Genomic DNA, 20325 nt, shown 5'->3' on the forward strand with positions numbered 1-20325 from the left:
GTTAACCGCCGTTAACCCGAATTCGGAGCCCTGGGCGGTTGCTACATAAGACCGGTTTCCTCGCTTACGTCGAGCGGGTGCTCGCGCCCACCTTGAAGCGAGGCGACATCGTCGTCATGGACAATCTCGGCTCCCACAAAAGCGCGGCGATCGACAAAGCCATTCGCGCCAAGGGCGCACGGCGGTTCTTCCTGTCGCAATATTCGCGGACCTCAATCCGATCGAGCAGGTCTTCGCAAAAGCTCAAAAAGCTGTTGCGAAAAGCGGAGGCGCGAACGCCCGGAGGCGTTTGGCGCACAATCGGCTCTTTGCTCGATCGCTTCCCCGCCACCGAATGCGCTGCCTACCTCATCAACTCAGGTTACGCCTCAACCTAAATCGGAAAAACTCTAGGCGATCCTGCGGCTGGTCGTCTTGGTCTCCCAACCGAAGTCCGCTCCGACAAATTCGTAGAGCGCTTCATTGTAGGGTCGAAAAAACTTCGACAGGTCCGAGCGGAGGCCGTCCGGCATCTCGAATTGCGGACTGGCATTGCGCTCATGTACGATGAGCGGGTCGACGGGAGGCAGCTCGAGGAACTTATAGACGCCCTTCGCCACCTTCGCCGGATCAGAAAAAAGCTCGGCGGCGTTCACGATATGAATTTGCTCTTTCCGGAATTGCTCGAATAGCAACCGGAGGAATGGTAGGTAGATGCTCTGCTGCAGATACCCCTGGTTGTTTCCGCTGAATGCGTCCGGTCCGCCTCCTCCACAACGAATTGCCTCCTGCTCGATTTTCACAATGGTCTCGAAGCCGGGCACGAAGCGCCACAAGGGGTCGGAAAAGACGCGGGCGTTCTTCATTCGGTCCCAGCGCCACTGCGAAAAAGCCCGCTCCACGGGATCACGAAGAACGACGACGACGCGGCCATCGGGACAAATGGCTTTCGCCAGGAAAATCATCAGCAGGCTCGGCGCGATTGGATTGCAATAACCTGTTATCGCGCTTCCATATCGTCTCTCTATGCGGCGTTGCTCCCGGCGCGACGGAAATTGGGCCTCTATATAGTCGAGGCGGGGAAGCTGAGCGAGTTCCTTGGCGAGCGGAACCGCCACGTTCGGATGCTGAAAGATGTATGACGATAAGAGCGAGGTTCCCGACCGAACCGCACCGATCGAAGCGAAAGAGGGCTTCATTCGACTTTCGAAGCTCGAGGCTCTCAGCGCGATGCGCCATGTCGGCGGCTTCACGAAATAATAGTCTCGAAACTGGCTCTCTATTGCGTGAGCCAGCGCTCGCAGGGGACTCCGCGGACTGAATTGCCGCCGAAATGCTTCATATGGAGCCTGAAGCTTTTGAACCTTTCTCGGATCCACGACCAGCGCGGATGCGTCGCAGACGCCGGATCGTCGTGAGTTTACAGATTTATGCATGTCGCTGCCGCCTCTATCGTTCGATCTACGAAAATCGGCGCGGACGAGCTCAATTCAGAGCGCCCCGACGCCAGTCCTGGCCGAGATCGACTCCTTCCACCGCATATTCCGCCTGGCGGTCGAGATATATGAGACGGAGCGCGGGGGCGGGTATGACGAGGAAGCGTCCGGCGTAAGCGCTCAGGGCGCTCTCGATATGGCTCTTCGCGGCGCAATAGGACAATGCGGCGTCGCCGCTCGGCGCCTGTCCGGCGCACACGGCGATATAGGCTTGATCGATGCGCTGTAGGCTCTGTTCGATCATCTGCAGCTTGTCCGAGTAAGACCGCTGGCGACCGATGATGAAGAGCGCCGTGGGCTTCGACGGATCGAACGAGGGACGCAACACCGAACGAATGCGCTCGGCCCAATGGAGGGGATCGCCTCCGTGCTCGATGCGTAGATCATAGCTTTCCGGCGCGACGAAGAGGCGGTTCGTATCCTCGAAGCGGCCTTTCTGGATGCGGTCTACCCATATGACGAAGGATGCTCCGAACGCCGCGCGCGTCTCCGGCGTTGGGCAGACGAAATCGGCGATGGCGACGCCGCCCGCCTCGACCACGCGGTCGCACATCCAGCCCATGCGTCTCGCATGCTCTATGCGATCTTCGAGCGAAAATCCCAAGTCCTTGGATATATTCGCGCGCGCATCGTCGGCATTGAAAACCACGGCGTTCAGCAGAGGCGCGAGCGCACGCGCCAGGGTCGTCTTTCCGGCGCCCGGCAGGCCCATGATCAGGATTTTGTCGTACATGGATTTTCTCTCGCAATCTCGCGGCTGCCGATGCATCTCGTATCGCTAAGACGCATGAGAGGAGAAAAGCGTGCCAAAAAACGTCGCGGCTGAAATTTATGTCTCTTCTTCTGGAACTCGCTTTGCGGCGAAACGGCGAGCCGCCGCGTCGGCGACCGCGCGCGCATGACGAGCCGACCGAATTTTCTTTTCGAACGACAAAGACCCGCGCGCATCGAGCCGTTCGGTTAGGTCGCACGGCTCGAGACCGTCTCTCGGCGGTGTGGAAAGCAGTGGGAGCCCGAGCGTCCGGCGGGAATTTTAGATCAGTTCGAAGTTTCGCTATTGACTCGTGAAATTCACCGACACAAACTGTTAATGTGGCTAATTTGCGAACGACAAACGATATTCATTCATGACGAAACCACGGCCGATGCGAGGATTTTGGATGCGCGCGATCATCGCGCGCGTGCTCGCATGCGTTTTCGTCTTGCAGGGCGTCGCTTTCGCCGTTTCCCCTGCGCATGAGAGAGGCGATCTCGGAGGAGCCGAACCCGGAGCTGTCGCCACCGTCGGCTATGAATATTGCGGCGCGAGTCCACATGGCGACCATAAGGCGCCGGCGCACAGCGTTCACTCTCAGTGTTGCATCTTGTGTCCGTCGAGCGCTCATGACGGGCTGTCTCGTTTCGCGGCGGTCTTGTTCGACATTATCGTTTTTCCACCGCTTCGAACCGCCGCCGCGATAGATTGGCGCGCCTTCGTCGATCCCGTCGCGCCGCCTACAGGCTGGACTAGTTCCTGGTCGTCGCGCGCGCCGCCTTCGATCTCCTGACCGACTGAACGCGGTTCTCAATCTGGGCCGCTCTTTACCTTCGTCTCGGCTTCGGTCGGCGCTCGCCGCGCCAGGAGAATTTTCACATGTTTCGTTCGACTTTGTTGCGCGGCGTTTCCGCCAGCGCGTTTACGCTCGCTTGCGTTTCCTCTTCGGCGCTCGCCCAAGAGGCTCTTCCAGCCATCGATATCGCCGCCGACCAAGGCGGCGCGACCACCGGCTCCGGGACCTCCGGCCAGGGCGGCAACGGGCGGGCGACCGGCTATGTGGTCCGCGACGCCTCCACGGCGACCAAAACGGATACGCCGATCATGCAATTGCCGGCCTCGGTACAGGTCGTGCCGCGAGCGGTGATCGAAGATCAGAAGGTGACGCGCGTCAAGGAGGCGCTGGAGAACGTCAGCGGCGTGCGTCCCAATCCATCCATAGGCGCCGGCACGGACTTTCTCATCCGCGGATTTTCCGACAGCAGAAAGCTTTTCCGCAACGGCTTGCTGGCGACCTCGCCCTCGACGTTCAGGACCGAATTCGACGCCGCCAATATCGAACGCATAGAGGTGCTCAAAGGGCCGGCCGCCATGTTGTTCGGGCGCATGGAGCCGGGCGGCCTGATCAATATCGAGACCAAACGCCCATTGGATACTCCCCATCATTCGGTGGAGCAGCGTTTCGGTTCGTATGATCACTATCGCACGCTCTGGGACGCCACTGGTCCCGTCGACAAGGATGGATCGCTGCTCTATCGATTCTCCGGCGGATATGAAAACAGCGAGTCCTTCCGGGATTTCCAACATACCAACCGGATTCTCCTCAACCCCAGCATAACAGCGCGGCTGACGCCGGATACGGAATTCACCGTCGATTTCGAATATTTCAACCAGGATTACGTCGCCGACTACGGCGTCCCTGCTTATGGCGATCGGCCCGCGTCCATCCCGATCAGCCGGTCGTTCGGAGATCCCAACGATCCGAGGGACAATATGCACAAATTCTACGTGGGCTCAGAGCTCACGCATCGCTTCAACGAGAACTGGACGTTCCGCAATCGCTTCCTCGCGAGCTTCCTTCACACGAACGATCAGTTCGCCAATCCCACGCCGTCGTTCGGAACGACGGCCTTGCGGGCCGACGGCCTGCTGCGGCGAAATATCTACGGCCAGACCGCCGATTCGGAAGTCTACACCACCAATTTCGATCTGATCGGTCATTTCGACCTATGGGAGACGCGTCACGAGACGCTCGTCGGCTTCGACTATCTGCGAGCGGACACCGAATATTGGACCTTCGGCAACTACAGTACCTCGAACCCCGCGTTGGACATCAATATATTCTACCCTTGGCCGAGCTATGGCGTGTCTCGCGCTCTGTTCGACGCGGCGGGCTACAACAGACCTACCGCCACGCGCGACCACAGCGTGTTCTACGAGGACCAGAAGGGCGCCTACTTCCAGGATCACATCACCATTTGGGACAAGATCCACATTTTCGGCGGCGGCCGCTACGACTGGTCGGAAGTGGCGCGCGGACGCGGCGCGACATTCGACGCGGCTCGAGCCAATGTCTTCTCTTCCAGTCCTTCGGTCCTGCGGAAGGACGACGCCTTCAGCCCCCGCGTCGGCGTTCTGGTTCAGCCGCTGCCCTGGGTGAGCGTCTATGGCAGTTGGACCAATTCCTTCGGCGCCAATAACGGTGTGACCGCGAGCAATCAGCCGCTTCCGCCGCAGGAGGCCGTGCAGTTCGAAACGGGCGTCAAGACGGAGCTGTTCGACAAGCGTCTGACGGCCACTCTCGCCTTCTATAATTTGACGAAGACGAATATCCCGACCCCGGATTTGAGCACGGCCGACCTCAACGACAAGATCGCGATCGGCAAGCAGCGCAGCAAGGGCGTGGAGTTCGACGCGCTCGGAAAGGTCACCGATAGCGTCAGCGTCATCGGCAGCTTCACTTATATGGACGCTCGGGTCATCAAGGACAACACCTTGAACGCGGCGGGCGTGCCCCTCTATCTGGGTCATCGCCTGCCGAATGTTCCTCGCTATTCGGGAAGCCTGTGGCTCAAATGGGACGTCAAGGAGATCGTCGCGCTCGACGGCTTCAGTCTCGGTTTCGGGGCCTATGTCGTCGGCAGCCGCCAAGGCGATAGGAGCAGCACCTTCCAGCTTCCTGGCTATGTGCGTCTCGACGCGCTCGCCGCCTACCGCTGGACTGTCGGGCCGACGAAAATGACCGCGCAGTTCAACGTCCGCAATCTCGCCAACACGAAATATTACGAGTCGACCGATCCGGAGTCCAACGTCGATCCGCGCTACGGCATTTATCCGGGCGCGCCATTCACCGCCATAGGATCGCTCAAGGTCGAGTTCTGAACGGAGGCCGTCATGACTGGAATCGACCTGTCTCTGCGCTCCACCCCCGCGCGGCGGCGGGTCGCGCTCCAGACCTCGCGCAAGATCTGGCTGAAGATTCATCTCTGGCTGGGGCTGGCTCTGGGTCTGTTTTTGTCGATCATCGGGATCACCGGCTCGGCGCTGGTGTTCTTCCAGGCGATCGACGAAGCGCTCAATCCCGAATTGCGCATCGTGGCGCCGCCGCCGCAGGGCAGGGCGGCGTGGCGCCCGCTGGAGGAGATTGCCGCCGCCGCGCGCGCGTCCATTCCCGCCAATTCTCATCTCGGCTGGTGCTATTGGCCGCAGAGCGACGACGAAGCGTTCCTGTTCTATTACCAAGTCGAGAATGGGACGTCTGAAAGGCCGGACACGCGGCATGTCTTTGTCGATCCTTATGCGGCCAAGGTCACGGGAACGCGCCTTTGGTATTCGAGCGGCGACGTTTTCGGATCGAGCGTCGTCGGCTTTCTCTTCAAACTCCATTATCAGTTGCTCGTTCCCGGATTGGGCGACACGGTGGTCGGCGTCATGGCGGTGCTCGCGTTCATTTCCACAGTGACCGGCGTCGTTCTGTGGTGGCCGCGGAACGGCAAATGGCGCAACGCATTCACGATGAAATGGCCGGCGAGGCCGGAGCGGCTGAATTACGACATTCATCGCCTCTCCGGGGTTTTCCTGTTGCCGGTCGCCTTGGCGGTGCTGTTGTCGGGCCTCTACTTCAATCTGCCGGATCAGTTCCGCGCCGTTGTCGAAGCGTTCTCTCATCTCACCAAGGTCGAAAAATATCGATCCGGGCCAGAGACGCCGACGTATGTCTCCCTCGACGAGGCGCTCGCGATCGTCGCGCGGCAATTTCCGGAAGGGCGCATCTATGCCGTGACGATGCCGAAGCCCGGCAACGGCTCCTATGCCGTCAACCAGCTGTTTCCGATCGGCTGGGGATTGGAAGGCCGCCGGACGATCTACATCGATCAGTTCCGCGGCGACATGCTGCATGTGAACGATCCGCTCTCCGGCGACGGCGACGGCTTCATGGCCTGGCAATGGCCGTTGCATTCTGGCTATGTGCTCGGCTGGCCGGGCCGCATCGCCGTCTTCGTGTTCGGACTGAGCTGGCCGCTCGTCTTCGTCACCGGCGTCATTCGCTGGCTGCAGAAGCGCCGCGCGCGCGGCGTCGTGGAGCCGAGGCGAACATGAGCGCTCGTCATCGGGGCGCTCGGCGACAAGATAATTTCGTGCAGTCGATCGGGCGGCGCCTGCAGATCAGACAATCAATTCTATTGCGCGGAGCTCGATATGGGCGATTTACCCAAGACATTCGAGCGGCTTCGGCGTCGTCGGGAAGACTCTGCGCGAAGTGAAAAAGGGGCCTGGACGTCGATATCGTCGGAGCGGGAAGCCACTAGAGTCTTTTCGGTTCAGATTGAACCGAAAAGACTCTAGAATCCTTTGTTTTGTCGCGTTTTCTTCACGCGAACTGGTTCCCACTTCGCTCGAAAACGCTCTAGGGCGGGCCTCGGCCCAGACGCGAAGTGGGGAGAGATTCAAGTGGCGTCGAAAGGTGAGCGAACATTCCAATTCACGGAGGCAGTAGCGCGATGGGGCTGTACAATGTCGTTCGGAGCGCACTGTCCGGCAACGGCAGGCGCGAAGTGGTTTACGGCTCAAGTTACATCCAGATCGTCTCCTTCGATCAGAACGGTCCGCGAGTCGAGAGTTTGCTCACGTTTTCGGAATCTTTGAATCCGGAGTCGCCGCATTTCGCCGATCAGACCGAGTTCTTTTCCAAGAAGGAATGAACGCGTCTTCCCTTTTCTGAGCCAAAGATCGAGGCTGATTCTTCTTTTGGGCGGCAGACGCGTGGTCATCTCACGATCGGGATGTGGGCATGATGAGTACCGACGTCGGCTTTTTGCGATCCGAGGGTTTTTGACGTTTCGGTATTGACTCGAGAACCAGACCACGTAAGCATTTTTCGATTACGCTGGGAAAGAGTGTGATCCAGTCGATGGCACAGAGAGGAGTGCTGAGGCGCGCGGCCATCGCAATGAGTGTCGCGTCGAGGAACGGTCAGGCGACGGCGCGTGGCACGCTGGACGTCGACGGCGGGATTGTCCAGCTCGCCACGCCGCGTGATGGCGTCGTGCGGGACGTGTTGGTCGTCGAAGGTCAATCCGTTCGGCGGGACGATGCGCTGGCGGTAATCGACGATCGAGCTGCCGCAATTCAGGCAACGATCGCCGCGGCGCAACTGGCGGAGCGGAAGGCTTCCGTCACCGCGCAAAAAGGGCGCGCCGCAAGTGCGCGGCGCGAGCGCGATCGTGTGGCGCCTCTGTCGAAGGTGGGTGCCGTTTCACAAAAGCGGTTCAATGACGCCCAAGACGATCTCGTGGCGCAGGATGCCGAACTCGCTCAACGTGAAGCCGCCGCCGCTACGGGAGAAGGGCAGCTTCGCCTCGCCATATTCGAGAAAAATGTGCGCACCATTCGTGCGCCGAAAGACGGTATGATTGTCAGGCGTCTCGTGCAGGTAGGCGAGGGCGTGTCCAGAGCGGGACGTCCGAGAAGTGTCCGGAATGCGGCGGCCAGGACTCCGTCCAATGCGCAGGCCGAGGCCAATAAGGAGAAGGAGTGTGAATCGCGCGCGTATGCAGGTACGGTTTGGGCAGTTCGATTTGCTCATGAGCGTGGGCGCCATCACAATCTCCTGTCGAGCCGCATGCGCGAAGCGGACCATCGAATGGACGCAACGAACGCCCAGACGGCTCGACAGATCGCCCCCCCCCCCCCCGGGGCCCGGCGATGGTCCGCGGGACGGCGTCGGCTCGCCATGTAGCGCGACACATGAAATCGGAGTAGCGGACACTTGATTTTGTAGCAACTCGATTTCCGCTCCCGCCTCAGATATCGACGACGCTGGTGGTGATCCATTCGGCTTCGGAAAGCGCCACAGGCTGGGCGGATGCGGCGACAACGCGGGCCGCCATAGCCCCCCAGGCCCCAACGCAAGGCCAGCCGAGACGCCGCGCTCCTTCGTCGTCGGCTGGGACTGCGAGGGTGATAGCCCCTGACTGAGCCAAAGCCCGCGTGGCCGCGGTCTCCTGCCCTCGGATCAGTTCGAGCAGCTCCGCGATTACGCCGGGAGGAGTCGACCGACGCCCTGACGCCATATCCTTGGCCTGCTGTTCCCGGACCCGCAGAAAGTCGGCGGCCTCTCGGAGAGAGAGGCCCGCCAGCCTTGCCAACGCGGCAAATGGTGTCATTCCGTATCCTCGCAAATTCCATAGTGAGCGACATAGCCGACCAAATAAGGAAGCCCTGCCGGAATGCCGGTCTCGCGCGATGTGCGACGGCCGATGCGCCAGCCCATCCAGCGCGCGACCGCCGCCTCGACCGCCGCCTCCAGCCCCTTGCCTTCGTGCAGGCCGGACAAAACATCGTCCGCGAAGTGCCGGCCGCTCGTCGAGTCGAGGAACGCCCGCACCTCCGAAGCGCTGCATCGGGTCGCGGAGGCGACCGCGATCGACGCCGCCGCCCATGCCGGCGCTGGCTCGACGCTGCGGCCGACCGTGCCCCAGAAGCCCCATTCGTGATTTTCGGAAGCGAGTGTCATGGCTGTCTCCATCTTGCGGTCGGCTATCCGTCCGCGATGTCGAGACCATCGCTCTGCTCGAGCCGGAAGTGAAGCGCCTTCTCCTGGAAATCATAGGCTCTGGACGATCATTTCAGAGACCTTCTTTTCGCCGCGGCCGCCTCCGGCCGCCGTATAGGACAACTCGGCCGTTTCGATACGAAATCCCGAGTAGCACGCCCTGGCCTCTGGACAATCGGTCATCGTCAAGATGAACCGCCCTCGAAGCCCCCTCAAAGCCTGCACGAGCGCCTCGTGATCGCCCTTCGAGAACAGCCCCGGCTGGTAGTAGCTCTCCGTGCCCCAATAAGGCGGGTCGAGATAGAAGAGCGTTCCGGGCCGATCCCACCGCCGCAGAAACTCCCGCCAGTCCAAGCATTCGATCGTGACGCCCGTCAGCCGCTCGTGAATACCCTCGAGGACAATCCCCAGTTTCGCCGTATCGAACCGCGCTCCGCCTGTCGTGCTGATCCCGAACACGCGGCTCCGCACCTTCCCGCCGAAAGAAAGCCGCTGCAGATAGAGGAAGCGCGCCGCCCGCTCCAAATCGGTGAGGCTATCGGCGTTCTGTGCCGCAATCCGCTCGAATTCGGCGCGTGATGTCAGCTGCCACTTCAGCATGTCCATGAAGGCCTGATAATGCCTCTGTAAGATGCGAAAAAAGACCGCCACATCCTGGCTGCGGTCGTTGATGACCTCCGTCGGCGGAGCCTCGTCGCGGCGAAAGAAAACCCCGCCCATGCCGACGAATGCCTCCGCATATATAGAATGAGGCGTCGCCGCAATGATCTCGCAGAGCCGCTTCGAAAGCTGCCGTTTGCCCCCGATATAAGGCGCCGCCGGCCGCACGGGCGCGACGGCCCGCATCTCGCAAATTTCGTCCACCTGGTCTTAACCCCGATGCTGCTACCTACGCCTTCGCCGTCGACGGCGGCGGCGGGGAGCGTTATCGGACCGATGCGCTGCGCGGGCTTTGCTTGCAGGCTTCATCCCGCGTCCGGGGCAACTCGGCCCCGCCACCTCACCCCGACTTTTTGTCCTTCCGCTCGCTCCCGGCTTTGACATTCACGGTGGTCTCGAAGCCGCCCAAGGCCGTCCATCGTTTCACGACGGACTCGGCCTTCCACTTCCCGTCGATCGGCCAGCCGAAGCCGCTGACGACGACGGGAGCTTCCGCCTTGGCGCGCGGCAGGCCGGGGCCGTCGAAATGGCCCGTGCCGGAATTATTGCCCCGCTCGAAAGCCTCCGCCGTGGCGGCCGCCCGCGCCTCGGCCTGGCTTTTGAACAAATGCTGCAGCATGAAGATCGGCCCGTCCCGATCGGTCTTGGCTTTCTCGATCTTCCGCTTGCCGCTCTTCGGATCGCGCCACGCCGCTCCGACATGCCCGACATTCGGCCGCGGCTCGGTCTCTATGTCGTAGCTGTAGCGCCCGCGCCGCTTGATCGTGATCGTTTCCAGCGACTGCCCGCCGGCGCTCTTCCCCGAGCCGCGCTTCAGCGCCACCAATCGCCCTCCGGCCGGCTTGATCAGCGCGCCATAGCGCTCGCCGATCTCGGTCAGGAAATCGATCGGCGACTGCTGCCACCTCAACTGATAGGGCACTTTGATCGAGGCGATCTCCTGGGCGATCGAGGCCGACAGCCCCGCCTCCTTGGCCACCTTGCGAATGAGATCGCCGAGCGTCCCCTCGTCATAGTGTCGGGAGCCATGCGCTTTCAGCTTGTCGACGTAATCGGCCGCGCGCAGATGCACGGTGATGCGGTCGCCCTCGTCGGGCGAGCCGCGCAGATTGATCTTCTGAACCGTATAGACGCCCTGCAGCACGGGGCCTTCATCGGCCCAACCGCCGAGGATCGTGTATTTCGTCGCCTCGGTCGGCAGGCCGAAACGCGATGGCGGGCCGACGCAGGTCAACTCCGCCTCGTCGCTCTCGCTGCCCGCATTATCCGTGATCGTGCATTCCAGCCACAGCCCCGCGAGCCCCGGCAGAATGTCCTTGCCTGCGGAATTGACGATCTGCAGCACGGGCCTGCGCCACATCGCCGGTCAATCCCACGGATTGACGGAGGCCGCGGCGGCGGCCGCCGGCGTGTCGGGAACGACGACGTCTCGGGGCGCGACGACGAAGGCGCCTTGATCCGCCATGCCGCGATTGGCGTCGAGCAGCGCCTCCAGCGCGCCATCGCCGGCCTTGCCCATGGTCTCCAGCGCGAGAATGTCGAGCCGCACGGGCTCGACGACATTGACGATCCTCGTCACCACGCGATCTCCCTGGCGTTGCGGCCGACATAGAGCAGCTCGGCGGTGAACTCCCACCGCCAGCCCGTCCCGTCGGGCGCGATCTTGCGCTCCTCCCGCGAGAGCTGCCGCACGCCGACGAGCCCCTGATAGCCGCCGACGAGCCCGCTCATGCGAATGAAAGGGACAGGCTTACGCGCCCGCATCACGCTCTTCAGCGCGTCATAATTTTCGAGCCCGCCCATGATGTGCGGCCGGCAGGCCAGATGCAGCGTCTCGGTCTCTTCGCCGCCGGCAGTCGGCTGGTAGAACGGCTCGTCGTCGAACACAGGATGCGTCGCCCAGACGGCCGAGCCCTGCCAGTCGAAGCCCTGCGGATTGAGCCCGATGACTTCCAGCAGCGCGGGCCCGATGACGGCGACGCTGCGACGCCATGAAGACGCTGCACGCACTGCGGCCGAGGCGCGGCGCGCGCCGCGCCAGGCCCTCTACACGCCGCAGGAACGAGACGCGCAGCGACGCCTCGACTGCGCGCTGAAAGACCTTTCAAACGCTTTCGAAAAGGAACCGACTAATGGCTGAGTTCGAAACCATCATCGGGGACAAGCCCTATCGCAAGGATGCGCGCGGAGCCTTCGTGCCCGTCGAATCCATCAAGCCGCTCGACCTGCTCGTCGATGGCGAGGTGCGCAAGACCATAGGATTCGCCCGCGCTCTCTCCGCGCAAATCGCCCGCTTCAAGGGTCACACATTCGACGACATCGGCAGCCTGCAGGCGCTCGTCGCGCAGGAATATGGCGCGACGCTCGGCGGGCAGAAGGGCAATCTCACCCTCACCAGCTTCGATGGCCTGATGAAGGTTCAGGTGCAGGTGCAGGATCAGATCGATTTCGGGCCGGAGCTGCAGGCCGCGAAGGCGCTGGTCGACGAATGCCTGCGCGATTGGGCCTCGGACTCCCGTTCGGAGATCCGCGCGCTCGTCACGCGCGCCTTCCAGGTCGATCAGCAGGGCAAGATCAATCGCGCCGAGATTTTCATGCTGCTGCGCGTCGAGATCGAGGACGAGCGTTGGCAGCGCGCCATGAAGGCCGTGCGCGACAGCATCCGCGTCATCGGCTCGCGCACCTATGTGCGTTTCGCCGAGCGCGACGAGCCGGACGGCTCGTGGCGCGCCATCACCATCGATCTGGCCAATGCGTGAGGAGAGCATCATGAGCAGCATCGGACAAACTTGCGCGATGGTCGACGAGGACGCACCGGCGAAGCCCCGCTTGAAGAAAGACATGCGCGTGCGCGTCGTCGTCCCCGGCGTCGATGCGGTCGTCACGATCAAAACGATTCACGGCGATCGTGCGGTCATTCGCGACGATGACGGCAATCTGTGGAACGCCGCCGTCGACTGCCTCGAGCCGATCGAAGAGACGGGAGAGGCTGCATGATCACAACATTCGTGGAGGTTCGGCAGACGATCGAAGTGACGATCGACGAGACCAAGTTCACGCCCCAATTCATGGCGGACTTCCGTGGCTCGTTCTTCGCCTTCTATTCGTTGAAGGACCATGTCGAGCATCTGGCCCAACTCGCCGCTCGCGAGGTCGTTCACGACGGGAGCTTCATCGAAGGTTACGGGCCGGCGAAGGAGATGGGCATTTCCTTCGCAGAGGGCGGAATCGAAATGGAGGTTCAGGCGTCGAATGAAGAGCTGGCGCGGCTGAACGTCGAGCATGGGGGTGCGGCGGCATGATCGCGAAGCTCTCTCATCTCGCCTTCGGCGCGGCGCTCGCGCCGATCGCCTTCGGGCTCGATCTCGTCGGGACCGCTGGAATCGTCCTCAGCGCCGCCTTCCTGGCACCGTGGCGCGGTCTCACCATCATCTCGGAGCGGCTCTACGACGTCGCCCGCGAGCAAATCGAGCGGGGGCGTCTATGAGCACGATCGCGAAAGACTACGCCGCCGAGCTGCGGCGCATTTCCAGTATCATCAAATACGGTCTCAGCGCCGCCGACGTCTCGGAGCTGCGCCTCGCGGCGCAATATCTCGAAGAGCGCGAGAATGGCGTCTGGCATGACCCGGAGGTGTTGGAGCGGCTCCTCTCGCCGGCGGTGAATGCGCTCGTCGAAAGCCATACCGAAGAGGTGGACGAAAGGCTGGCCGACCTCCTTTCCGGCTTCATGGCCATGCGCGGCGAGAATAGCTGCGCATTCCTCTCTCTGCTCGCTTGCGCATATCTCGACTTCGCAGCGGCGCTAGCGACCAGTCCCGCACGCCTCGGCGGCCCGATGACGCTGCCGGATTTCCTCGAAACGGCGCGAGTGGCCTGGGGCGCATCCCTCCTTCAGGACGCGATGGACCAATCTCAGAAAGACAGGGCTCGCGCATCATGACCACAGCCTCTCAAACCCGCGCGATCCATTCGATCCGCAAGACCATCCCCTCCTTTGGAGACGAAGACTATCGCGCGCTCATCGCGCGCGAGTTCGGCGGGCGCAGCTCGTCGCGGCACCTTTCGGAGCGGGAGGCGATCCGCCTCATCGATCTGCTGAAGGGCCTCGCCGGGCAGCAGTCCGGCCGCCGGCCGGCGGAGACGGCGAGCGGCAAATATGCGCCGATCCTGCGGGCGCTGTGGATCGGCGCCTACAACCTCGGCCTCGCCCGCAGCCGCGACGAGCCGCTTGCAGCGTGCTTCGGCCGTAACCGGATTCGCGACTGAGCTGCGCGAGCGTGGAGCCGCGCTCGCGGACCGCGAATAAAATCTTCTGATGGCTCCAGCCCTTGGTCATGGGTTTCCCGCGCGGTGACACGCCGGATGTGGCGTGTTAACCGTATGTGCAAATCAGACTTGTCCACATAAGGCCACATGTTGCTTAAACAGGCAAGCAACATGTGGCGTTTCGGGAGAAAAAGTGGTTAAGAGCGCCACAAGTGGCCTTGATGGGCTCGTCGAGCGGCTGAAGCAGGCGGTTAAAGACGCCGGCGGAAATGCCGCTGTTTCAGAGCTTTCCGGCGTGCCGCTACGCTCGCTCACTAATTATCTCGGCAGCAAGAACGAGCCGCCGATCAGCGCGCTATCGAAGATCGCCGTAGCTTGCCGTGTATCGCTGGACTGGCTCGCGACGGGAGATCAGGCCAAATTCGGCGGAATAGAGCCAGAAGTTGCGCGCGACGGGAACGCCGACTGGGTTTTGGTCCCGATTCGAGATGTCGCTGCCGCAGCAGGCGCCGGCATGGTCAATCACAGCGCGGAGGTGGTGGATCGGCTGCCGTTCTCGAGGGCGCTGCTGCGGCGCTATGGCGTCAATCCGGATCGGGCGGAGTTCATTCGTGCGGCCGGAGACAGCATGGAGCCCACAATCCGCAGCGGCGAACTCGTGTTGGTCGATCGGTCTAAACGCGAACTTCGAGCGGACGCGATCTATGCGATCGACCTCGGAGAGGACGTGCGCATCAAGCGGATTCGTCGTAACTTCGATGGATCGTTGACGTTAATTTCGGACAATAAGGCCCTTTATCCAGAGGAGCATTTATCGTCCGCCGATGCCGAAAGGCTGACCATTCGCGGTCGCGCCTTTCTTACAGAGAAAGTGTTGTAGTTCGGAGGTGAGTTATGGAAGGTCTATTCGTGCTGTTCTGGCTGTTCATGGCGATCATCTGCGCGATGATCGCGGGCTCGAAGAAGGGATTCTTTGTTGCGCTCCTTTTCTTGATATACGGCCTCATCATTTGGCCGATCGCCTTTGTTCACGCGCTCTTGTTGCGTTCCTCGAGCGTGAAAGAGGCCCCGATCGAAGCCGAGGGCGTAATTAACGGCAAGCCGTATTGGCGTACTCGGGATGGTCGCTTCTGCACAGTGATCGAGGGTCGCGATATCGCGTTCCCAGATAAGGCGGCGCTGGAGGCTGCTTTGGTCGGCAACAGTTCGTCGACGGCGGCGTGAGCGAGGGCCGGATCACGCGCTTTATGGCAATCCTTGCTATCGCCCTCGCTCTACTGGCAGAGGCGCCCGCCTTTCAAGCATCGGCGGAGCCCTGACCTGCCATGGTGTTGCAACCACTCCTCTTGACTCCATCTCCAGCGCACGCGTCCGAAAAGCGGGCCTTCCGAACTCTTGCTTCGGGCCAGAGTTTCGCGCTCCCGAACGGGGAGGTCCGGCGGTTCAAGGTGAACGGAATTACGATTTCGAGGCTCGACCCCCAATGACTCAGGCAAAATGCCCGATTTGCGAAAACGCCGCCATCATCTCGCCGTTAATTGACGAGAGGCGTGACTATTGTGAAAACGTACAATGCCCTCGCTGTGGTAGTTACGCGCTCGCGAACGGAGACTTTCTCAGAGATGGATTGTTGGGATTAGATGCGAACCAAATAAAAACCTACGTAGACGCCTCAGCGCCGTCTAGCCAATCTCCTCGGCACTCATTTTTGGAGGCGGTATCGAAAACCGCTTACCGATCAAAAGCGAAATCGGATGCGAGCGAAGCTCGCGCGGTTATTAGCCACGCGCTTAGTAAGGGGCCTGTGAAAAGGATTTTGACCCTTGATGATTTTACATCCATACTCACCTACACGTCCCTTCCGACGCCTGCCGAGCAAGCAGACAACCTAATTAGGTATTTCGGGGACAGATTGATAGGCTTCGGGGATACTTTTTCCACCCAGAAGGGAAGCGATGAAATTAAAAATATTGGCGCACGCCTCGGTAGCAAATTAGGTTTCGAGTGGCCCGACTTCTACGCCTTGATCGTCGCGCTTGCTGATCAAGGACTACTTTCTATCACATGGGCACAGACGACATCTGGCGGGAAAAAAAATTACACCGACCTATCGCTAACACTGTCCGGCTGGAATAGGTACGAAGAACTTGACCGCAAAATACGCAGCAAAACTGCTTTTATTGCGATGAAATTTTGTGCTAGCGATGGTGAGAATTACTATTTTCAGAACGAATTATTGCCAAAACATCTCGTTACGGCGGTCAAGCAGGCCGGTTTTGTGCTAAGTAATCCTTTAGCAGAGAAGCCGGAGGCGGGCAATATCCACGCAAGGCTAGAGCTGGAAATCAAAAACTCGCGCTTCGTTGTGGCCGAGCTATCACACAGTAATAATGGCGCGTATTGGGAGGCTGGTTTTGCAAAGGGGTTAGGCAAGCCTGTGATTTATATGTACAATAAGAAAATCGGCAAACGAGATGCGCCGCATTTTGATGTCGGTTCGGATCAAATTGTTTTCTGGGAGGAAGAACATCCAGAAGAGGCGGCTAAGTTGCTTAAAGCTGTCATTCGCAATACGCTATTCGGCGAAGCAAACCAAAACGATGATGCCGCATTGTGAATTGTGGCGGCCGTTGCGAGCGTTCCTGCGCAGAAAGAGACGACGACCCCGAGCACTTGCAAAACCTAGCTTTTGCAAACGAGCGGTTTGAAAGTCTCATTCGAGCCCCGAGGCAGGGGGAAAGTTAGCCTCGACCGGGCGTCTCCTAGCGATGCCGCTCAAGACGTTGATATATCGTGTCTTACTGCCCCGCCGCCGACCCTCAACGGAACTTTCCCCTTCCGGGAAAGTTCCTCGCCGGTTCCGGCTTGCTCCTGCTGGCCCCTAGGACCACCCGCCTCTCGCCGGTATGCGCGGAGAAACTAAGCCTCGACGGCCGTTGGAGCGCCGTTCGAAGGGCTTTCAATGCCGCTGGCGATCCTCTAGTTTCAAGTGTCTGCCGCCCCGTCGGCTCCACTTTCATGTGTCCGGATGCGCCGATGTCCCGCACTCGCCGCGGAGGCCATAAGCCCCTGCATTTCCAACAGTTCCCACAAAATCCCGCCTGGCCCCGCGTCTTCCCGCCTACTCCAGGTTCATGTGTCGACTAACACGCCATATCGCACAGGTCTCACATCGCTTTGCGAAACGTCAGGCTCACGCGGCAGCGGCCGGTCGCTGGGTGGTTGCCTTTCTTGACGGGATCAATCGCGTGATAGGCGAGCCGGGACGGGCCGCCCCATACGCAAACATCGCCGTGTCGCAGAATCGTGCGAGAGATGGGGCCGGCGGGCCGTAGGCCGCCGAACTGGAATCGGGCGGGGAGTCCCAACGACACCGTCGCGATCGGCGCGGCGAAGTCCCGCTCGTTCTTGTCCTGGTGGAGGGTCAGCCGCGCGCCTGGCTCATATAGATTGATCAGGCAGGCGTCGGGCGTAAAGCCGTCATAGCCGGCGAAGGCCGCCGCCGCCGTCGCCACTTCAGCGAAGACCTTCGGCATGCGCGGCCATGGCGCGCCGCTCAGCGGATCGCATCGCTCATATCGATAGCCACGCAGGTCAGAGACCCAGCCGACAGCGCCGCAATTTGTCATACCCGTCGACATAGAATGACCGCCCGGCGTCGTCATATGCCGAAACGGAGCGACCGACGCGATCTGCCGCAAGGCGTCGAGCAGGACCGATTCCGCCTCCAGCGCGAAGCCGCGCAGAACCATGGCGCCCGGGCCGAGGAAATCCGGCGCTTCTTGGGCCTCCAAACTATCGAAGAGATCGTTCATCGCCGTCCCGTCATCGAGCGTCGTGGAAGATGAGGCCGAGCGTGCGCCGTCGTCCCGCGCGCACGTCGCTCACGCCGTGACGCATGGTCACGCGGGAATAGCCGCGCGTGCCTGGCGCCGGACGGTCACGCACGGGGAAGACGACGGCGTCGCCTCGCCGCAACGGCACGACGGACGCCTTCGATTGCAGACGCGGTCGTTGCTCCGTCAGGACGAATTCGCCTCCCGTGAAATCCTCTCCGGGCCGCGACAGCAGGACGGCGATTTGCAGAGGAAACACCAGATCGCCGTAGATGTCCTGATGAAGGCGATTGAAGTCGCCGGGACCATAGTCCAGCAACAAGGGCGTGGGACGCGTCTGTCCTGCCTGATGGCAGCGCTCCAGAAAGCCTGCGTGATCGTCGTCATAGCGCTCGTGCGAGCCCGACAGTCGAGCCCAGCGGTTGGCGATGCTCGCAAGCCGCGGGTAGATCGCGCTTCGCAAATCGGCGATCAGCGGCGGCAGCGGATACGAAAAATATTTATATTCGCCGCGCCCGAAACCGTGCCTCGCCATGACGACCCGGCTTCGAAAACCTTCGTCGATGGAATAAAGCCTCGCGAGGTCACGGCATTCCGTCTCGGTGAGGAGTTCCCCGATGACAGCGAAGCCGTTTGCGTCCAAGTCGTTCTCGACCTGCGCCCAGTCGATTTGCTCCGAACGCCGCGCCGCAATTTGTTCTGACAGGGGCAATGGCACGAGAGCGCTCACGGTTTCGATTCCCGATCGAGCAGGAGGCGTTTGCGTTCGACGCCCCAGCGATAGCCGGAGAGGGCGCCGTCGTTGCGCACGACGCGATGGCAAGGGATCGCCACTGCGATGTTGTTGGCGGCGCAGGCTCCGGCGACAGCGCGCACGGCTCTCGGCGCGCCGATGCGTTCGGCGAGCTCAGCGTAGCTGACAGTGGAGCCCGGCGGAATATCGCGCAGCGCCGCCCATACGCGATGCTGGAACGCCGTTCCCCGAACATCGAGAGGCAGATCCAACCCGAGTCTCGGTTCTTCCACGAAGCCGACGACCGTCGCGACTAGCCGCTCGAAATCTGCGTCGCCGCCGATCAGCCGCGCCCGCGGAAATCTGTCTTGCAGGTCGCGCGCGAGCGCGTCCGGATCGTCGCCGAACGAAATGGCGCAGACGCCCTTGTCGCTCGCGGCGACCAGAATGGCGCCGAAAGAGCATTCTCCGACAGCGAATTTGATCGCGGCCTTCGCTCCGCCGTTTCGGAAGGCGCTCGGCGTCATGCCGAGCGCGCGGACGGATTCAGCGTAGAAGCGGCCACTGGAGTTGAAGCCGGAATCATAGATGGCTTCGGTCACGGATGTGCTCGTTCCGAGCGTCTCGCGAATGCGCTTGTTCCGGTGGGCGACCGCATAGGCCTTCGGAGTAAGGCCCGTGACCGCCTTGAAGAGCCTGTGAAAGTGATAGGCGCTGAGGCCGACGCGCCGAGCCAACTCGTCGAGCTTCGGCGGCGTCTCGGCCTCTTCGATCAGGCGGCAGGCGCGTGCTACGCTGCTGGCCTGCCGCGCCGCGAGCGAAGCCTCGTTCGGACGGCCGCGTTTGCAGGGACGATAGCCGGCGGCCTCCGCCTCGGCCGGCGTGCCGTGGAACCGCACATTGGCGCGCTTGGCGAGGCGCGTGGGACAGGACGGCCTGCAGTAGACGCCGGTCGACGCGACGGAATAGAAGAAAGTGCCGTCATAGCTGCGATCTCGTGCCGTGACGGCTTTCCACCGCGTCTCCTCGGTCGCGGCGTCTTTGTCGTGTCGGGACATTCGAAGCGTCGATGTCATTTCCGGGAGCCTTGGAATTGGTTTCGGCGTATGATTTAGCCTTTCCCTCACCCTCCTGCATCCCGGTCATTGCTTTCAAAAGATGGGGATGCTCGAGCCGGCCGCGAGATTGCGACACGATGCGCGGACTCGTTCGAAGCGTGCGATGACGTTCATCGACGAGGGACGTCAGAGGCGGCGCAATCGCCGATCCGACGGCCGAGTTGCGTCTCGGTCATGGTCATGTTCTTGCCGCCCATCGTCATCGCGATTTGGCCTCCGAAGACTTGGCGATCGGACGTAAATTGATAGGTCGCCAGAGCGCGAGCCGCGTCCGGTCCCGCGCAGACGACGTCGAAGGTCAGCGTCTTGTCGACGAGGTGGGAATTTCTCGGCGAACATTTCGCCAGCGGATTGCTGTCGCTCAGAGCCTCGAGCCCGTACGAAGCTGTATTATCGGGGTCGATGCAGATCGTCGCCGTTTTTCGCGCGGCGGCGTCGACGAGATGCGGGAGCTCGAGAGCCACGGCGACTTCGTAACGTCCGCTTTGCAAGGGCGAGGATTCTGCCGCCGACAATCCACCCATGGGTATGGCCAGCGCAAAGACTGTCGACGCCGATATTGTTTTCATGTTCGGACTCCGCGTGAGGCATCGATCGTTTCGAGCATGCTCGAGCGCCTTCCGCCATCCGTTTCTTGCTTTCGAAT

27 protein-coding genes are annotated in these 20325 nt (G+C 61.4%); 16 read left to right on the plus strand and 11 right to left on the minus strand.

The features are described from left to right. The first annotated feature begins 116 nt into the window (after positions 1-116). Positions 117-377: a hypothetical protein gene (locus KP010_RS01890; protein ID WP_371824181.1), complete on the plus strand. Its 261-nt coding sequence runs from the start codon at positions 117-119 to the stop codon at positions 375-377. A 12-nt stretch (positions 378-389) separates the two neighbouring features. Here the strand turns inward: KP010_RS01890 and KP010_RS01895 are convergent, their stop codons facing one another. Continuing rightward, complete coding sequence (locus KP010_RS01895) at positions 390-1097, minus strand: sulfotransferase domain-containing protein (protein WP_371824182.1); 708 nt, start codon at positions 1095-1097, stop codon at positions 390-392. A gap of 16 nt (positions 1098-1113) precedes the next feature. On the opposite strand from KP010_RS01895, the gene KP010_RS23010 reads away from it, so the two are divergent. Next, positions 1114-1239 carry a hypothetical protein gene (locus tag KP010_RS23010; RefSeq protein ID WP_256448879.1) on the plus strand — a complete coding sequence of 42 codons (126 nt, stop codon included), beginning with the start codon at positions 1114-1116 and terminating at the stop codon, positions 1237-1239. A gap of 225 nt (positions 1240-1464) precedes the next feature. On the opposite strand, the gene KP010_RS01900 is transcribed toward KP010_RS23010, so the two are convergent. Further along, a complete protein-coding gene (locus KP010_RS01900) occupies positions 1465-2208 on the minus strand; it encodes an adenylyl-sulfate kinase (RefSeq protein ID WP_253203521.1) in 744 nt (247 codons plus the stop codon). A 427-nt stretch (positions 2209-2635) separates the two neighbouring features. On the opposite strand from KP010_RS01900, the gene KP010_RS01905 reads away from it, so the two are divergent. From KP010_RS01905 to KP010_RS01925, 5 genes are all read left to right on the plus strand, one after another. Next, positions 2636-3022, plus strand: a complete 387-nt coding sequence (locus KP010_RS01905) for a hypothetical protein (protein WP_142862145.1) — start codon at positions 2636-2638, stop codon at positions 3020-3022. 86 nt (positions 3023-3108) lie between these two features. Continuing rightward, positions 3109-5391 carry a TonB-dependent siderophore receptor gene (locus tag KP010_RS01910; protein ID WP_142862144.1) on the plus strand — a complete coding sequence of 761 codons (2283 nt, stop codon included), beginning with the start codon at positions 3109-3111 and terminating at the stop codon, positions 5389-5391. Between the two features lie 12 nt (positions 5392-5403). Next, the gene (locus KP010_RS01915; RefSeq protein WP_142862143.1) at positions 5404-6609 is read left to right on the plus strand and encodes a PepSY domain-containing protein; all 1206 of its coding nucleotides are present in this window, start codon (positions 5404-5406) and stop codon (positions 6607-6609) included. A gap of 380 nt (positions 6610-6989) precedes the next feature. Then, a complete protein-coding gene (locus tag KP010_RS01920; protein WP_281405364.1) occupies positions 6990-7211 on the plus strand; it encodes a penicillin acylase family protein in 222 nt (73 codons plus the stop codon). Between the two features lie 197 nt (positions 7212-7408). Then, positions 7409-8248: an HlyD family efflux transporter periplasmic adaptor subunit gene (locus KP010_RS01925; RefSeq protein WP_216280334.1), complete on the plus strand. Its 840-nt coding sequence runs from the start codon at positions 7409-7411 to the stop codon at positions 8246-8248. Between the two features lie 423 nt (positions 8249-8671). On the opposite strand, the gene KP010_RS01930 is transcribed toward KP010_RS01925, so the two are convergent. From KP010_RS01930 to KP010_RS01950, 5 genes are all read right to left on the minus strand, one after another. Further along, positions 8672-9025 carry a hypothetical protein gene (locus tag KP010_RS01930; RefSeq protein WP_216280335.1) on the minus strand — a complete coding sequence of 118 codons (354 nt, stop codon included), beginning with the start codon at positions 9023-9025 and terminating at the stop codon, positions 8672-8674. A gap of 90 nt (positions 9026-9115) precedes the next feature. Further along, positions 9116-9910: a DNA adenine methylase gene (locus KP010_RS01935; protein ID WP_216280336.1), complete on the minus strand. Its 795-nt coding sequence runs from the start codon at positions 9908-9910 to the stop codon at positions 9116-9118. A 154-nt stretch (positions 9911-10064) separates the two neighbouring features. Next, positions 10065-11084, minus strand: a complete 1020-nt coding sequence (locus KP010_RS01940) for a phage late control D family protein (protein ID WP_216280337.1) — start codon at positions 11082-11084, stop codon at positions 10065-10067. Positions 11085-11090: 6 nt separating this feature from the next. Continuing rightward, on the minus strand, positions 11091-11303 hold the full coding sequence (locus tag KP010_RS23015; protein ID WP_216280338.1) for a tail protein X: 213 nt from the start codon (positions 11301-11303) through the stop codon (positions 11091-11093). Continuing rightward, positions 11300-11734 (minus strand): phage tail protein, encoded by a 435-nt coding sequence (locus KP010_RS01950; protein ID WP_216280339.1) that lies wholly within the window; start codon positions 11732-11734, stop codon positions 11300-11302. The genes KP010_RS23015 and KP010_RS01950 overlap by 4 nt, the downstream gene beginning before the upstream one ends. A 122-nt stretch (positions 11735-11856) precedes the next feature. Here KP010_RS01950 and KP010_RS01955 point away from each other — a divergent pair, with 122 nt between their 5' ends. The 9 genes from KP010_RS01955 to KP010_RS02000 all read left to right on the plus strand — a co-directional run bounded on the left by KP010_RS01955 (position 11857) and on the right by KP010_RS02000 (position 16609). Beyond that, a complete protein-coding gene (locus KP010_RS01955) occupies positions 11857-12483 on the plus strand; it encodes a DUF3164 family protein (RefSeq protein ID WP_216280340.1) in 627 nt (208 codons plus the stop codon). Between the two features lie 10 nt (positions 12484-12493). Further along, entirely contained in the window at positions 12494-12721 is a 228-nt protein-coding gene (locus KP010_RS01960; RefSeq protein ID WP_216280341.1) for a hypothetical protein, read from the plus strand. Then, on the plus strand, positions 12718-13026 hold the full coding sequence (locus KP010_RS01965) for a hypothetical protein (protein ID WP_216280342.1): 309 nt from the start codon (positions 12718-12720) through the stop codon (positions 13024-13026). The genes KP010_RS01960 and KP010_RS01965 overlap by 4 nt, the downstream gene beginning before the upstream one ends. Then, a complete protein-coding gene (locus tag KP010_RS01970) occupies positions 13023-13211 on the plus strand; it encodes a hypothetical protein (RefSeq protein WP_216280343.1) in 189 nt (62 codons plus the stop codon). Before KP010_RS01965 ends, KP010_RS01970 begins: the two co-directional genes overlap by 4 nt. Beyond that, entirely contained in the window at positions 13208-13666 is a 459-nt protein-coding gene (locus tag KP010_RS01975; protein ID WP_216280344.1) for a hypothetical protein, read from the plus strand. Before KP010_RS01970 ends, KP010_RS01975 begins: the two co-directional genes overlap by 4 nt. After that, positions 13663-13992, plus strand: coding sequence for a phage protein GemA/Gp16 family protein (locus tag KP010_RS01980; RefSeq protein ID WP_216280345.1), 330 nt, complete (start codon positions 13663-13665; stop codon positions 13990-13992). Before KP010_RS01975 ends, KP010_RS01980 begins: the two co-directional genes overlap by 4 nt. A gap of 193 nt (positions 13993-14185) precedes the next feature. After that, complete coding sequence (locus tag KP010_RS23185) at positions 14186-14872, plus strand: S24 family peptidase (RefSeq protein WP_216280346.1); 687 nt, start codon at positions 14186-14188, stop codon at positions 14870-14872. Positions 14873-14886: 14 nt separating this feature from the next. After that, complete coding sequence (locus KP010_RS01995; protein WP_216280347.1) at positions 14887-15216, plus strand: hypothetical protein; 330 nt, start codon at positions 14887-14889, stop codon at positions 15214-15216. A 259-nt stretch (positions 15217-15475) separates the two neighbouring features. Further along, a complete protein-coding gene (locus KP010_RS02000) occupies positions 15476-16609 on the plus strand; it encodes a hypothetical protein (RefSeq protein ID WP_216280348.1) in 1134 nt (377 codons plus the stop codon). Between the two features lie 550 nt (positions 16610-17159). On the opposite strand, the gene alkB is transcribed toward KP010_RS02000, so the two are convergent. The 4 genes from alkB to KP010_RS02020 form a co-directional block, all read right to left on the minus strand. Next, on the minus strand, positions 17160-17807 hold the full coding sequence (gene alkB, locus KP010_RS02005; protein WP_142862140.1) for a DNA oxidative demethylase AlkB: 648 nt from the start codon (positions 17805-17807) through the stop codon (positions 17160-17162). A 10-nt stretch (positions 17808-17817) separates the two neighbouring features. Next, on the minus strand, positions 17818-18546 hold the full coding sequence (locus tag KP010_RS02010) for a 2OG-Fe(II) oxygenase (RefSeq protein WP_371824222.1): 729 nt from the start codon (positions 18544-18546) through the stop codon (positions 17818-17820). A gap of 8 nt (positions 18547-18554) precedes the next feature. After that, positions 18555-19619 carry a bifunctional DNA-binding transcriptional regulator/O6-methylguanine-DNA methyltransferase Ada gene (ada, locus tag KP010_RS02015; protein WP_253203522.1) on the minus strand — a complete coding sequence of 355 codons (1065 nt, stop codon included), beginning with the start codon at positions 19617-19619 and terminating at the stop codon, positions 18555-18557. 170 nt (positions 19620-19789) lie between these two features. Then, positions 19790-20248, minus strand: a complete 459-nt coding sequence (locus KP010_RS02020) for a DUF3617 family protein (protein WP_142862138.1) — start codon at positions 20246-20248, stop codon at positions 19790-19792. Positions 20249-20325: the final 77 nt, after the last annotated feature.

Origin of the sequence: Methylosinus sp. KRF6 (assembly GCF_018887255.1) — a bacterium.
Classification (GTDB): domain Bacteria; phylum Pseudomonadota; class Alphaproteobacteria; order Rhizobiales; family Beijerinckiaceae; genus Methylosinus; species Methylosinus sporium.

Coding starts and splice junctions, on each gene's coding strand:
- KP010_RS01930 (WP_216280335.1), bottom strand. CDS start 9,025: ATGACACTCGCTTCCGAAAATCACGAATGGGGCTTCTGGGGCACGGTC.
- KP010_RS01905 (WP_142862145.1), top strand. CDS start 2,636: ATGCGCGCGATCATCGCGCGCGTGCTCGCATGCGTTTTCGTCTTGCAG.
- KP010_RS01955 (WP_216280340.1), top strand. CDS start 11,857: ATGGCTGAGTTCGAAACCATCATCGGGGACAAGCCCTATCGCAAGGAT.
- KP010_RS01960 (WP_216280341.1), top strand. CDS start 12,494: ATGAGCAGCATCGGACAAACTTGCGCGATGGTCGACGAGGACGCACCG.
- KP010_RS01965 (WP_216280342.1), top strand. CDS start 12,718: ATGATCACAACATTCGTGGAGGTTCGGCAGACGATCGAAGTGACGATC.
- KP010_RS01975 (WP_216280344.1), top strand. CDS start 13,208: ATGAGCACGATCGCGAAAGACTACGCCGCCGAGCTGCGGCGCATTTCC.
- alkB (WP_142862140.1), bottom strand. CDS start 17,807: ATGAACGATCTCTTCGATAGTTTGGAGGCCCAAGAAGCGCCGGATTTC.
- KP010_RS02020 (WP_142862138.1), bottom strand. CDS start 20,248: ATGAAAACAATATCGGCGTCGACAGTCTTTGCGCTGGCCATACCCATG.
- KP010_RS01915 (WP_142862143.1), top strand. CDS start 5,404: ATGACTGGAATCGACCTGTCTCTGCGCTCCACCCCCGCGCGGCGGCGG.
- KP010_RS01900 (WP_253203521.1), bottom strand. CDS start 2,208: ATGTACGACAAAATCCTGATCATGGGCCTGCCGGGCGCCGGAAAGACG.
- KP010_RS01910 (WP_142862144.1), top strand. CDS start 3,109: ATGTTTCGTTCGACTTTGTTGCGCGGCGTTTCCGCCAGCGCGTTTACG.
- KP010_RS01890 (WP_371824181.1), top strand. CDS start 117: ATGGACAATCTCGGCTCCCACAAAAGCGCGGCGATCGACAAAGCCATT.
- KP010_RS02000 (WP_216280348.1), top strand. CDS start 15,476: ATGACTCAGGCAAAATGCCCGATTTGCGAAAACGCCGCCATCATCTCG.
- KP010_RS23010 (WP_256448879.1), top strand. CDS start 1,114: ATGTATGACGATAAGAGCGAGGTTCCCGACCGAACCGCACCGATCGAA.
- KP010_RS01980 (WP_216280345.1), top strand. CDS start 13,663: ATGACCACAGCCTCTCAAACCCGCGCGATCCATTCGATCCGCAAGACC.
- KP010_RS01970 (WP_216280343.1), top strand. CDS start 13,023: ATGATCGCGAAGCTCTCTCATCTCGCCTTCGGCGCGGCGCTCGCGCCG.
- KP010_RS01935 (WP_216280336.1), bottom strand. CDS start 9,910: ATGCGGGCCGTCGCGCCCGTGCGGCCGGCGGCGCCTTATATCGGGGGC.
- KP010_RS01940 (WP_216280337.1), bottom strand. CDS start 11,084: ATGTGGCGCAGGCCCGTGCTGCAGATCGTCAATTCCGCAGGCAAGGAC.
- ada (WP_253203522.1), bottom strand. CDS start 19,619: ATGTCCCGACACGACAAAGACGCCGCGACCGAGGAGACGCGGTGGAAA.
- KP010_RS01995 (WP_216280347.1), top strand. CDS start 14,887: ATGGAAGGTCTATTCGTGCTGTTCTGGCTGTTCATGGCGATCATCTGC.